The organism is Rhodococcus sp. 1168 (genome assembly GCF_002091955.1).
GTDB lineage: Bacteria > Actinomycetota > Actinomycetes > Mycobacteriales > Mycobacteriaceae > Rhodococcoides.
The window spans coordinates 17,734-30,598 of the sequence record NZ_MKKY01000097.1; the positions used below are offsets into that span (position 1 = coordinate 17,734).

Sequence of the window (12,865 nt, forward strand, 5' to 3'; positions counted from 1 at the left end):
TCCTGTGTCATGTGACGCGCGGTCCCGGTTCAGATCTCGCGAGTCCAACATCGGCAGACCAACGCGCTCGAAGAGAACCAGTACGGCGCGGTGAAGTTGTCCCGGGATCACCTCTTCCAGCTGTACGCGTACGTCCAGTCCCAGCACGAAGTCGACGCACTTGGTCCCGTCACGGAAGGGGTGCAGCTGTATCCGACCGTCGGGCGAGACCTCGACGAGTCCGCCACCATCCAGAGCCACCGCTACCGCTACCTGGCCGGGCCCGCCACCGAGATCCGGGCAGCGCTGCTCGCAGTGACCGAACAGAATCAGGGACAGACATATGCTCGAGAACGCACCGATCCGACTGCCGAAGGTCCTCCGCGAGGGGGACGAAGCAGCGGCGATCGACATCTTGCACGAGTACTTCACCCACCAGGTCGACAAGACCGGCCACATCCGAACCGGAGCCCGTTGGGACGCGTGGGATCCCAGCGGACGGCGCGCTGCGGACGCGTACGTCTTCACCACCGACGACCTCCTCGCGGTCACCCTGCTGTCCGTGCAGGTCCCGGCGCAGGGCGCGTGGCTCCTCCTCGGGGAACGCCGCGACGAGATGGCGGCTCGGCTGACGGATGTGGGGCCGGACCGAGACCTGGCCGAGGAACACGTCCCGATGACGGCTGAGTCCCCGGCCTGGCAGTTGGAGAATGCGCTGCGGGAGATCCACGGCATCGGCCGGACGATCGCCTCGAAGCTCATCGCGCGCAAGCGGCCGCGGCTGTACCCGATCTATGACGAGGTAGTCGGCCGTCAGCTGGGAACCAAGTCGGCCCACCTCGAACCAATCAGGCTGGCCCTGCGACACGACGACGGGGCACTGCACCATCGGCTGCTCGATCTGCGTGATCGGGCCAGCCTGGACGATTCGGTGCCGGCACTGCGGGTCCTGGACGTGCTGGCGTGGATGCAGGGGAAGGGGTACGTCGCGAAGCCTTGATCGGCGGCCGTCAAGCCTTCGGCAGCACGTAGTGCGCGGCGCGACGGCTGCCGCGTAGCTCGAGCAGTCCCTTTCCTGCCATTTTCCGCAATAGGTTGCTAGCCGTGTCAGGGCTGATCATGCACAGCTCCAATGCTTTGGCTTGGGCGATCTCCCCCGTGGGATTCGACGGACTGCAATACCATCTGCTCTCGCTGGATGGCGTCTGTGCCCCGCATCCGCACGTTCGTGGACTGAGTGCCGAGGGCCTGGATGCCGACGCTGACAGGCGATCGGTGCGTCCTCGGCCGGCCCCACGTATCTCGACTAGCCCGGAGTCCACCATTCGACCGATACTCGCGCGGGACTCGCCCTCTGTGACCTCGAGTTGGTCGGCATGCTTGGCAGCCTGGTGGGCTAGGTCGTGATCGCGGGTCTGTACAGCTGGCAGAGGGACAGCGATAGCGGACGGCATCGAGCGCTGAGATTGCTGCGGGCCGCACGCACCACGACAACCAACAGCGAGCTACCCGCGCGCCATATCCACGAACCGGGACAGGTGAAGCTGATGTGCCACAGTGATTGTCGCGGTCGGGCCGTTACGGTGCTTGCCTAGAATCAGGTCGGCCTCGCCGCCGCGGGGGTCGTCACGCTCGATCGCGTCGGGGCGGTGCAGCAGAATGACCATATCGGCGTCCTGCTCCAACGAGCCGGACTCACGGAGATCGGACACCATCGGCTTCTTGTCGGTCCGCTGTTCCGGGCCACGGTTGAGCTGACACACCGCAACCACCGGGCATTCGAGTTCCTTTGCCAGCAGCTTGAGCTGACGGGAGAAGTCCGAGACTTCCTGCTGCCTCGACTCGACCTTTTTGCCGGACGACATCAGCTGAAGGTAGTCCACCACAATGAGTTTCAGACCGTTGCGCTGCTTGAGACGGCGCGCTTTGGCGCGGATCTCCATCATCGTGAGGTTCGGTGAGTCGTCGACGAACAACGGCGCTTCACTGATCTCACTCATACGACGCGCCAGACGAGTCCAGTCTTCGTCGGTCATCTTTCCGGAGCGCATGTCGCCGAGCTTGATACCGGCCTCGGCCGACAGCAGTCGCATCACAATCTCGGTGCGGCTCATTTCCAGCGAGAAAATGACACTTGGCATGCCGTGCTTGATGGAGCACGAACGCATGAAATCCATCGAAATTGTTGAGTTGTGCGTCGGGATCATCGACTCACTGGCCAGGTAGAGGTGATCGGCATTGTCGACCTCGACGCAACGCACTGGAACGGAGTCGACCTTGCGGACGTCGACGATGAAGCGAGATCCGGAGCGTACAGACGAGCTCGCTGCGCGACGCTCCTTGTGCAGTATCTGCTTTCGATGCAAACCGAATACCACGTCATCGGTCGCGAAGGTCAAGGCATAGGCCGTCGACGACGCCTCGCTACGCCCCTTTACTCGTTTCGTCGACATCTGCACGCGATAGCCGAGGCTGGCGACGAGTTCGCGAACACCCTTGACAAGACGCTCACTGGTCACGCAGAACTGAGCCGACCCGCCAGCGGTCACCGTTCCATCGGTATCGAGCAGGCCCGCGAGGAGTGCTCGACGTTGACTTTCAGAGGCACGCAGGTACTCGCTCGGGATGTGCTTGTCGCCGAGTACCCCAATAGTCCGCAGATAGAGATCAGACTTCGTCACCTCTAAGCCTTCGCCCTCGATACGAGTGATGATCTCTGGATCAGCGCTCGTGATCTGAGCGCACGCAGAGGTACCGTCGCCGAGCCACGCGCCCAACGTGTAAGGCGGCACCAACAGTTCGCGCTCGGGGAGCTGGAAGGCCTCGGTATTAACCACCGAGTGGTTGATGCGAGCGTCTTTGGTGTTGCAGCGCACCGTCCGAGCAATCTCTTCGGTTGTGCGTACTTCAGCAAAAGTTCGCTGATTGCGCGTGCGGTTGTATCCGACTGCAGCAGCCTGGGCGGACTTCCGCGGCGCGCGAGTATCTGTCAACCACTGGTGCTGCGCATCCGCAACGATCACTGTGCCGTCGGAGAACTCGAGTTCGAAGCACGGACGGTCGGCCATGACGTCGGTGGTTGCAACGACGCGGGTGGGCCTGCCGTGGGCATCAATCAGTTGGTCACCCACCATCACTTCACCCATGGTGGTCCAGCCATCGGGCGTAGGCAGGGGAGTATCGAGTGCCAATGCCTTGCCCACGCCAGGACGTGCGGCAACAATAATCATCTGACCTGGGTGAAGACCGTTGGTGATCTCGTCGAGTTCCGCGAATCCGGTAGGGACGCCGAGCGAAATTCCTCCGCGGCTGGCGATCGAGTCGATCTCGTCCATGGTGGGCTGGAGTAGCTCTTCGAGGGGGATGAAGTCCTCCGAAGTGCGACGCTCGGTGACCTCGTAGACCTCGGCCTGCGCCCGGTCGACCACCTCGGCCACATCCTGGCCGTCGGCGCCTGCGTAGCCGAACTGAACGATGCGTGTGCCGGCCTGCACGAGCCGCCGCAGAATCGACTTCTCCGCGACGATCTCCGCGTAGTAACCGGCATTGGCAGCCGTCGGCACCGTCTGAGTGAGCGTGATCAGGTACGGCGGGCCGCCGATCCGCTTCAGTTCGCCGCGCCTGTCCAGTTCTGCCGAGACGGTGACGGGGTCGGCTGGCTCACCACGGCTGTAGAGGTCGAGAACGGCGTCGTAGATGTTCTGGTGGGCCGGACGGTAGAAGTCGCCGGGTCGAAGCACCTCGAGGACGTCAGCGATGGCGTCCTTACTCAGGAGCATGCCGCCCAGTACCGACTGCTCTGCCGCCATGTCCTGGGGGGGCTGCCGACCGAAGTCCTCGCCTGGGGCCTCTCGTGGTGCCTCGGAGGAGTAATTCGATTGACCTCGATCATCTACAACAGCCACCGAATTCGACCGTCCTTCCTGTCGGAAATCACCATCGTCGTATTAGCCCGGCGACGTACTGCAACAAGACGTACTGCAACAAGTTGTACCCCTCGACTACGACACCCCTGGGTACCGAGCGCCGCCGCCACCGAACACACTCACCGTGCGGTGAAGAGACGCTCGAGGGACGTTAGATGTTCTCGTCGTCAGTCACAACACGGCCTGTGGATAAATCTGTGGAGTAATTGTGGATAGTTCACGTGAACCGTGTTGACCACCTGGGGATAACCTGGGTATAACTTTTCCAATTTTGGCCATACCGCCAGCTCCAAGCATGTATATAAACTTTCTTCCCTGTGCATGGATCATTTCGCGGCGTGTCGCCCGAAGTTGACAACTCGGGCGTGTTGCGTAAACGGCAAGTGAATTCAATAGTGAATTAGGTCACAGTGTCTGGGAACACTCACTAAAACAACTAGTGAGATTGGTCTGCGGCAGTTTTGCTGATTCCACACAAGAATCCGGGCCTGTACTTCTGTCGACTCAACTCTCCGAAGCGTCGATCCCGGCCTCGAAATTTGGCAGCATCCGCCGATTTCGACCCAGGTGTTGCAAATTCCGACCGCGTGTTGCCCGCCCAGTCGGGACACGAAGACACCAACCACCCCTCGGCGACGAACGGGGTCACGTCCGACGGGCACAACGGCGCATGCGCGATCCACAGCCTTCCGCGTCCATGGGCCCATTGATGCAGACCGCCCAGACAAGAAAAGGCCCCACGAACGTAGAGTTCGTGGGGCCTTTCTCAGCCGATACGGCCGAAAGCTACAAATCAGCTTCCGACAACGTCAAGCTTGAACTTTGCGGTCACATCAGGGTGCAGGTTGACGACGATGTCGTGGCCACCCGTGCTCTTGATGTGAGCCTTCGGCAAATCGATGCTGCGCTTGTCGACGATCGGACCGCCCGCTGCCTTGAGAGCAGAAGCGACGTCCGCAGCCGTAACAGAGCCGAACAGCTTGCCCGAATCGCCTGCAGTCTTCACTGCCAGCTTCACGGACTCGAGACCTTCGATTGCCTGCTTGAGCTCGTTGGCATGCTCGAGACCGCGAACGGCACGAGCTTCCTGAGCGCGGCGAATGCCCTCTACCTGCTTCTCAGCTCCGCGAGTGGCCTGAATGGCCAACTTGCGGGGCAGCAGGAAATTGCGGCCGTATCCGTCTTTGACCTCGACGGTGTCGCCCGGCGTACCGAGGTTGTCAACATCAGCGGTGAGGATCAGCTTCATGAGTGATCTCCCTTTCTATCGTGCCGTCGCGGCGTAAGGAAGCAATGCAACCTCACGCGAATTCTTCACGGCAACGGCCACGTCGCGCTGATGCTGGACGCAGTTGCCGGTGACTCGACGCGCGCGGATCTTGCCGCGGTCGCTGACGTACTTACGCAGCAGCGTCGTGTCCTTGTAATCGATCGACGCGTCCTTTTCCTTGCAGAAGGAACACGCTTTCTTCTTGAGCACCTTGTCGCGCAATGGCGGTTTTGGCATGGTCTTTCTCCGTTACATCTGGGTGTTCTCGATCTTTCAAGGATCTAGAACGGGGGTTCGTCGTCTCCGCCACGAGCTCCACCGAACGAACCCGACGCCTGAGGCGCACTGCCCCAAGGGTCGTCTCCGCCGCTGGGTGCCGAGTTGGCATTCGACGACGAGCGTCCGCCGCCTGATCCACCTGAGGAACCGGAGCCGCCGCCGAAGCCGCCGCCTGCTCCACCACCACCGCGATTGGCCTTGTTGACCTTGGCGGTGGCGTAGCGCAGGGATGGGCCGATCTCATCGACCTCGAGCTCTACGACAGTCCGCTTTTCGCCCTCACGCGTCTCATATGAACGCTGCCTGAGCCGCCCGGTCACGACTACTCGCGCACCGCGGGTCAAGCTCTCGGCCACATTCTCCGCAGCTTCACGCCAGATGTTGCAGCGCATGAAGAGTGCGTCTCCGTCTTTCCATTCGTTGGACTGACGATCGAACGTGCGGGGAGTGGACGCAACGGTGAAGTTGGCCACAGCCGCGCCGGCCGGGGTGAAACGAAGCTCTGGATCTGCCGTCAAGTTCCCGACGACGGTGATGACGGTCTCGCCTGCCATGGTTCCTCTTTCAGTAGAAAGTCATTGTTGATGCCAGCCTAGAGGCGAGCAACGACAATTACTTGCCCTGTCGCAGGACCTTCGTGCGCAGCACGGACTCGTTGAGTCCGAGCTGGCGGTCGAGCTCGCTGACAGTCGCAGGCTCGGCGTTGATGTTCACAACGGCGTAGATGCCCTCGGCGTGCTTGGCGATCTCGTAGGCCAGACGACGCTTGCCCCAGACATCGACCTTGTCGACGCTGCCGCCGTCCTTGCGAACGACGTTGAGGAACGTATCGAGAGACGGAGCGACGGTGCGCTCGTCCAGGTTGGGGTCGAGAATGACCATCAATTCGTAATGACGCATAAGACCTCATCACCTCCTGTGGACTAGTGAAAACGGCCACGGACTATCCGTGGCAGGAGGGTCGTTGCGTCAGCAACCCTTGGAGGGTACACGGCTATGCCCTGACCTGCGAAATCAAACGAGGGTGCCAGAGCACTGTCGGCGGCAACATAGGCTTGTCTTCATGCGATCAGGGCAACGTACGTCGATGGCGACCATGGTCGCTGTGGTGTCCCTGTGTGCCGTGACGCTGACTCTCGGCTACTTCAACAAGGCCCGCTGTGCCGTTGCTCCGTTCCTCGACAACGGCCGCAGTACCGCCTTCGACACGGTCAAGGACAGTTGGGTCTGCTACTCCGACATCCAATTCTTGTGGCTCGGACGCGATATCGACAATCACGTCTTTCCTTATCTCAGCGGGGGTATCACGCCCAACGGAATTCTCACCGGCGGAACCGTCGAGTATCCGGTATTGAGCGGTCTTTTGATGTGGCTCGGTGCGATCCCGTCACATACCGACGCTGAATTTCTTCTCTATTCGAGTGCGCTACTTGCACCGTTCGGCCTGTTGACAGCGTGGATGCTCGGGCGTCTCGCAGGCAAGCCTGCGCTGCTGTGGTCGGTGGGTCCTCCGCTGGTGCTCTACGCATTCCACAACTGGGAACTACCGGTAGTGGCAACGGCCGTCGGCGCCGTATTCGTCATGGCCCTCCGAATTCCGTTGCGCACCAGAGGGACACTGGCCGCAATTCTGCTCGCGATCGGATTCTGCCTCAAGCTGTATCCGGGTGCATTCGTGTTGCCCCTACTCCTCTACGTCGCTTACGGCGGGAACGACGGTCGCGAACTGCCCCACACGGTTCGAGGTCGGTTCGACATTCAGGGCGCACTCGGCGTTGCATTCGCAGCGATAGGCACCGTCGTCGCAATCAACCTTCCCTTTGCCGCACTGGGCTACGACGGTTGGCGAGCCTCGTTCGCCTTCCAAACTCTCCGCCAAGCGGATATCACCACGAACTCCATTTGGTATTGGGGAGTGCGTCACCTCTACATCACCGATCCCATGACGCCGGAGGACTATCTGCGCGCCGAGGCATCGTTTCAGGACATCGTCGACGTGTTGTCGCCGCTGCTTGTCTTCGTGGCATTCGGGTTGGCACTGCGGCTCGGCCTGCGGAAGATGAAGGTCGAACACACCTACCCCTGGATCGCTGTCAGTGGCTCGATGCTGTGCGGATTCCTACTCCTGCACAAGGTGCACTCACCGCAGTACACCCTTTGGCTTGTTCCGTTCTTCGTTCTTCTCCGCGTGCCATGGGCCCTGGTCGGTGCGTACTTGGTGGCAGACCTGTCGATGGGCATCGGGGTGTTCAAGTACTTCGGAGCGCTGACCGAGGGTTCGGACAGCACTACCGAGGAAGTTTTCGTCGAGGTGGGGGTCTGGGGACGTGCAGTGTTGCTCGTCGTCTTCTTCTTCGTCTTCCTCCGCGCCGGGCTACGAAACCCCGGGCTGACACAACCGGCAGACGCCGGACGTGGATCCGACACGGGGACGTCGAAGGCCGACATGCGGAGCAACGCGCCGACCCAGTAACAAACCGACCCCTTGTTCCGACTAGTCGGTAGGCAGCCGAAGTAGTTGTCGTGAGCGGAGGCGGAGCATGACGCAAGGCTCGGGGGAATCGATGCCGACCGACGGCAATGTTCGGCGCAGGATCGGTTTGGTGGAGGATCACGAGTCTGTTGCGCTGGGCCTCCGATCCATCCTCGCCGACCAATCGGATCTGGATCTGATCGCCGTCGCTGCCACTGTCGACGAACTTCTGGCGTCGGGTCCGACGCTGGACCTCGTCGTCCTCGATCTTCGTCTCGGTGACGGGTCTTCGCCGCGGTCGAATGTCGAGAAGTTGCACGCCGCAGGTGCTCAGGTCCTGGTGTACACCGGTGCCGAGAATCCATTTCTCGTTCGTTCCGCCGCGAGGGCAGGAGTTCTTGGCGTCGTCCGCAAGTCCGAGCCGGCCGCTGCCATCGTCTCGGCTATCCGACGCGCCGCCGCCGGAGACCAGGTCGTCACCACCGATTGGGCTGCGGCCATCGACGGCGACCCGCAATTGCCCGATGTCGGCTTGAGTCCACGTCAGCGCGAAGTCCTGGCGTTGTATGCGTCGGGAGAGAAGGCCGGGCGCGTCGCGCGCCTGGCAGGGCTCTCGGAGCAGACCGTCAACGACTATCTGGTTCGGATCAGAAACAAGTACGCCCAGGCGGGGCGCCCCGCGCCGACCAAAACCGACCTCTACAAGCGAGCTGTCGAAGACGGATGGCTTCCGATGCCGGAAGTTCCGCCGCTGAGCTGAGGACCTACGGAGTCAACTATCCAGGTCGTTGAGGATTCAATGCCCCTAGTTTTGAGGGCAGACAACCTGCCCGCCACCTGTGAAACTCGAGTCAACGGTTTGTATAGGCCACAACCGCACTAGTACGGGGAGAACGCCATGTCAACAGATTTCGATGCCACAGCCGTCTGCTTGTCCGCGCTCTCGGCACCGATCGTAGAGCGTCCTTCACGCCCACAGATCAGCCTCGCACCGCCGGTCCAAAATCGTCCCGTCGCCGGAATTGCGGGCTCGTTCCTGCCGAAACCGATCTTGACCGGACGCGAAATCCAAGTGCTGACCTGCTGGATACACTGCGACTCCAAACCCGAAGTGGCCAAGTCGCTGTTCCTGTCGCTGGGCACCGTCAACACTCACCTGACGCGCATCCGGGCTAAATACGCGGCCGTCGGCCGCCCGGCCTCGACGAAAGCATCACTGGTGGCACGGGCTCTACAGGACGGGATGATCGATATCGCGGAGCTGTAGGTGCTACTGCGCCGACCGACGTATTGATTGTGTACAGATTTCGGTACACCCCTTCTCAGATGCCGGTTTGCGCGTGCAGTATCGACGAGGGCGGTCGGGCGCTCGGCATGGGGGAGAACGTCTCTGGTGCTGGATTTCTTACTGCAGGAGGTACACGTTGTCGAGTTCGCCACGTCCACCCACGATTGCGCGGGATACAGGGGCGAAGTCTGCACGCTATTCGGCGTCGACCAATGAACTCGATGGGTACCTGTACTGCAGGCCCGCACTCAGCGCCCGCGAAGTCGAAGTAATGCTTGCGTGGTTCTCGTCGGATTCGAAAGCCGACGCCGCATCCACGGTCCGTATTTCTGTCGGAACCGTCAACACGCACCTCACTCGCATTCGCCACAAGTACGCGGTGGTGGGTAGGCCTGCACCGACGAAGGCCGCCCTGTTCGCTCGCGCGTTACAGGACGGCCACACCAAGCTGAACCATTGGTGACAGAGGGCGCTCGCCTACTCGTTACACCGTGAGTTTCGTGTCCTCACCCTGCTCGACCAGCTTCTTGTTGCGCCTGATACTGCTGATCAGAGCAGCGCCGATGAACAGAATGCCGACGAAGCCGGTGATCAGCTCGTTGATCTCCACCCCGATCGACACCAGCAAAATTATCGCCAGTGCGCCGATGGCCCAGTGCGCACCATGCTCGAGGTAGACGTAATCGGACAGCGTGCCCTTGCGGACCAGGAACACCGTGATGGATCGGACGAACATCGCACCGATGAATCCGAGGCCGAGGGCGATGATGATCGGGTCCGCGGTGATCGCGAAAGCGCCGATGACACCGTCGAACGAGAACGACGCGTCGAGGACCTCGAGGTAGAGGAACAGGAAGAACCCGGCCTTGCCGGTCGCCTTGGCCAGTTCGCTCGGACCACTCGATCCCTCTTCGCCCTCTTCGTCGGTATGGAACAACTCACCCAGTCCGTTGACGGCGATGTAGGTGATCATGCCGAGCACGCCGGCGACCATGACCGTGGAAATCTTGTCGTCGTCGGCGAGGAACTCCGCGCTGAGCACCAGCAGCAGACCTGCCACGACGACAGCGAGCTGGTCGAGCTTGCCGATCCTGGCCAACGGCTTCTCGAGCCAGCTCAGCCAGGTGATCTCGCGGTGTTCGAAAATGAATCCGAGGAACAGCATCAGCAGGAACATGCCACCGAACGCAGCAATCTGAGGATGCGCGTCGGTGAGGAGGGTCTCGTAGCTGGGACTGCCGTCGGGGAAGGTCGCAGCATCGTTCTCCGGCGGATTGAGTGCAAGTTGAATCGCTGCGACGGGTCCGAGACCGGATGCGGCCCAGACGATGACGAGCGGGAAGAGCAACCGCATACCGAACACCGCGATGACAATGCCGACGGTCAAGAATATCTTCTGCCAGAATTCGCTCATCCGGCGAAGCACGGTGGCATTGATGACCGCGTTGTCGAACGACAACGACACTTCGAGGACACCAAGAATCAAGACGAGAATCATCGCCTCGAGACCGCCATAGAGGAAGGCGACGATCACCGAAACAATCGTGACTCCGATGGACCATCCGAATATCCGTAGAACCACTGTCGGTGGCCTTTCTCTTGGCGGCAATAAAAACAAATAGGGGAGAACCCCGATACATCATGAATGATGCGGCGGGATTTTCCCCTATCGAAGTACGACTTACGAACCCTAGACGTTCACGCCGAAGTCACGAGCGATTCCGGCGAGGCCGGAGGCGTAGCCCTGGCCCACGGCACGGAACTTCCACTCGGCACCGTTGCGGTACAGCTCACCGAAAACCATGGCGGTCTCGGTGGAGGCGTCCTCGCTGAGGTCGTAGCGGGCGAGTTCGGAGTTGTCGGCCTGGTTCAGTACGCGGATGAACGCGTTGCGCACCTGCCCGAACGACTGCGACCGCGCGTCGGCATCGTAGATCGAGACGGGGAAGGTGATCGTTTCGATCTCCGGCGGGACAGCGGCAAGATCGACCCTGATCTGCTCGTCGTCGCCCTCACCCTCACCTGTGGTGTTGTCACCGGTGTGCTCGATCGAACCGTCGGGGGACTTGAGGTTGTTGAAGAACACGAAGTGTCCGTCGCTCAGTGCCTTCTTCGTCGAGTTCAGCGCGATGGCGCTGGCGTCGAGGTCGAAGTCCGTTCCGGTCGTCGTTCGAATGTCCCAACCGAGTCCGACCGTGACCGCGGTCAGGTTCGGAGCTGCCTTGGTGAGTGAAACATTGCCGCCCTTGCTGAGGCTGACGCCCATGTCTGTCCTTTCGTGTGGATTCCGCTACTTACTTTCCACCGTAGTGGTCATCTGTCCGATTTGTGAGGAGCTCGCGGTCACACCGCAGGCCCGATCCTGTTTGTCGCAGTTGCACTACGGCAACGTGCACACCACGGCGGGAAGTTCCCGTCAGTACTATCGAGCGGGTGACAAGTCGCTGGCCTGGGGCCTTCCGCCGAGGAAGTGAATCGGAGTCTGCTGCGCGCGCAGCACAGGAGCGCGCCGTCGCTGCGTTCCTCGACATGGACAAACGACAGTCGATCGCATCCACGGGTGTCGACGCGATCCGGGCATTGACTCCCGCACGCGACATCACGTCGCTGTGGAACAAGACCGAGAAGCAATGTTTCGAAGCCGGCGCTGCCTACTTGGCGGCAGTGGATCAGTTCGACGGCATCACCACTCCTGCAGCACAGAACGCATTCGATAACGCGACGCGTGCATTGGGCGAGGCATGCCGTGCTGTCGACGAGTTCTACCGAACACACCGAATCGACCTCGAACAAGCTCGTTCCACACTCGCCGCTACCCCGCGCCTGGTCCAGGACGCCAAGGCTCTAGCCCAGAAGGCCCAGTTGGCCGTCGCTGCCGGCGAAGACAGCTACACCGACTACCCGTCGATACGAGCGGCATGGCAGACACTCGACGCCGGCGTGGCCACCCTCGACCGCGCCACCGCGGCGAATGACGCTCTGGGTGTCCGAAATGCCGCCGCCGCAGTTCGCGAGGCCGCAGCAGCGCTGGAGGCTGCAGTCGAGGCCGCTCCGGCCCGGGCGAAGGAAGCGCGCTCGGCTCTCTCGTCGGTCCGCACCCGACTCGAGGCTGTCCGCACGCGCTTCGAACGACTCGCACCTGCATTCTCGACGTTGCTCCGCGAGTTCAATGTCGCCAGCTCCGCCGACCTCTCGGCCAACGAGCACACGAGCGCCCGATACATCGAGCAGGCCTCGGAGGACCTCGCCGCCGCACGGGCGGCCGCCGACGCAAGCAATCCCGAACAGGCTCTCGACTACATCGCGCAAGCCCGTGCTCGCCTTGCCGACGCCGAGGCCCTCGTCGACGCCGTCACCGATCGCGTCGAACTACTGCGTGCGGTGAAGGCAAACCCACAGGAGAAGGAACGGGCGGTACGTTTCACGTTACGAGACGCACAACAGTTGGCTGTGAACCGTGGCCTGGTTGCCGAGTGGGGATCGGTGTTGGATGCTCAGCTGGCTCGAATCGAGAGAGCGAGCACTGCGCTATCAGGCACTCACCCCGATTATTGGTCCTACCTGCAAGATCTGAATACCATTTCGGGCTTCATCTCCGGGGTTGTCGACAGGATGCGAGGCTCGGCTCACTGATTGCCGAACTCCAAAAT

13 protein-coding genes are annotated in these 12,865 nt (G+C 61.4%); 6 read left to right on the plus strand and 7 right to left on the minus strand.

Going from position 1 to position 12,865, the window contains the following annotated elements; translation table 11 throughout:
- The first annotated feature begins 322 nt into the window (after positions 1 to 322).
- Positions 323 to 979, plus strand: coding sequence for a DUF6308 family protein (locus BJI47_RS23285; protein ID WP_088945971.1), 657 nt, complete (start codon positions 323 to 325; stop codon positions 977 to 979).
- Positions 980 to 1,484: 505 nt separating this feature from the next.
- Here BJI47_RS23285 and dnaB read toward each other — a convergent pair.
- The 5 genes from dnaB to rpsF all read right to left on the minus strand — a co-directional run bounded on the left by dnaB (position 1,485) and on the right by rpsF (position 6,354).
- On the minus strand, positions 1,485 to 3,884 hold the full coding sequence (gene dnaB / locus BJI47_RS23295; protein WP_088945973.1) for a replicative DNA helicase: 2,400 nt from the start codon (positions 3,882 to 3,884) through the stop codon (positions 1,485 to 1,487).
- A gap of 814 nt (positions 3,885 to 4,698) precedes the next feature.
- Positions 4,699 to 5,154 (minus strand): 50S ribosomal protein L9, encoded by a 456-nt coding sequence (gene rplI, locus BJI47_RS23300; protein WP_084345821.1) that lies wholly within the window; start codon positions 5,152 to 5,154, stop codon positions 4,699 to 4,701.
- 15 nt (positions 5,155 to 5,169) lie between these two features.
- The gene (gene rpsR, locus BJI47_RS23305) at positions 5,170 to 5,412 is read right to left on the minus strand and encodes a 30S ribosomal protein S18 (RefSeq protein WP_084345822.1); all 243 of its coding nucleotides are present in this window, start codon (positions 5,410 to 5,412) and stop codon (positions 5,170 to 5,172) included.
- A gap of 44 nt (positions 5,413 to 5,456) precedes the next feature.
- Entirely contained in the window at positions 5,457 to 6,008 is a 552-nt protein-coding gene (locus BJI47_RS23310; protein ID WP_088945974.1) for a single-stranded DNA-binding protein, read from the minus strand.
- Between the two features lie 58 nt (positions 6,009 to 6,066).
- Positions 6,067 to 6,354 carry a 30S ribosomal protein S6 gene (gene rpsF, locus BJI47_RS23315; RefSeq protein ID WP_075839311.1) on the minus strand — a complete coding sequence of 96 codons (288 nt, stop codon included), beginning with the start codon at positions 6,352 to 6,354 and terminating at the stop codon, positions 6,067 to 6,069.
- A gap of 163 nt (positions 6,355 to 6,517) precedes the next feature.
- Here rpsF and BJI47_RS23320 point away from each other — a divergent pair, with 163 nt between their 5' ends.
- From BJI47_RS23320 to BJI47_RS23335, 4 genes are all read left to right on the plus strand, one after another.
- Positions 6,518 to 7,927 carry a hypothetical protein gene (locus tag BJI47_RS23320; protein ID WP_254900782.1) on the plus strand — a complete coding sequence of 470 codons (1,410 nt, stop codon included), beginning with the start codon at positions 6,518 to 6,520 and terminating at the stop codon, positions 7,925 to 7,927.
- A gap of 67 nt (positions 7,928 to 7,994) precedes the next feature.
- A complete protein-coding gene (locus BJI47_RS23325) occupies positions 7,995 to 8,687 on the plus strand; it encodes a response regulator (RefSeq protein WP_088945975.1) in 693 nt (230 codons plus the stop codon).
- Positions 8,688 to 8,825: 138 nt separating this feature from the next.
- Entirely contained in the window at positions 8,826 to 9,194 is a 369-nt protein-coding gene (locus tag BJI47_RS23330) for a helix-turn-helix transcriptional regulator (protein ID WP_088945976.1), read from the plus strand.
- 250 nt (positions 9,195 to 9,444) lie between these two features.
- Positions 9,445 to 9,678: a LuxR C-terminal-related transcriptional regulator gene (locus tag BJI47_RS23335; protein ID WP_088946015.1), complete on the plus strand. Its 234-nt coding sequence runs from the start codon at positions 9,445 to 9,447 to the stop codon at positions 9,676 to 9,678.
- 21 nt (positions 9,679 to 9,699) lie between these two features.
- Here BJI47_RS23335 and BJI47_RS23340 read toward each other — a convergent pair whose 3' ends face one another.
- Complete coding sequence (locus BJI47_RS23340; RefSeq protein ID WP_088945977.1) at positions 9,700 to 10,797, minus strand: DUF475 domain-containing protein; 1,098 nt, start codon at positions 10,795 to 10,797, stop codon at positions 9,700 to 9,702.
- Between the two features lie 108 nt (positions 10,798 to 10,905).
- Entirely contained in the window at positions 10,906 to 11,481 is a 576-nt protein-coding gene (locus tag BJI47_RS23345) for a TerD family protein (protein WP_088945978.1), read from the minus strand.
- A 263-nt stretch (positions 11,482 to 11,744) separates the two neighbouring features.
- Here BJI47_RS23345 and BJI47_RS23350 point away from each other — a divergent pair, with 263 nt between their 5' ends.
- Positions 11,745 to 12,848, plus strand: coding sequence for a hypothetical protein (locus BJI47_RS23350; protein WP_088946016.1), 1,104 nt, complete (start codon positions 11,745 to 11,747; stop codon positions 12,846 to 12,848).
- The last annotated feature ends 17 nt before the right edge of the window (positions 12,849 to 12,865 follow it).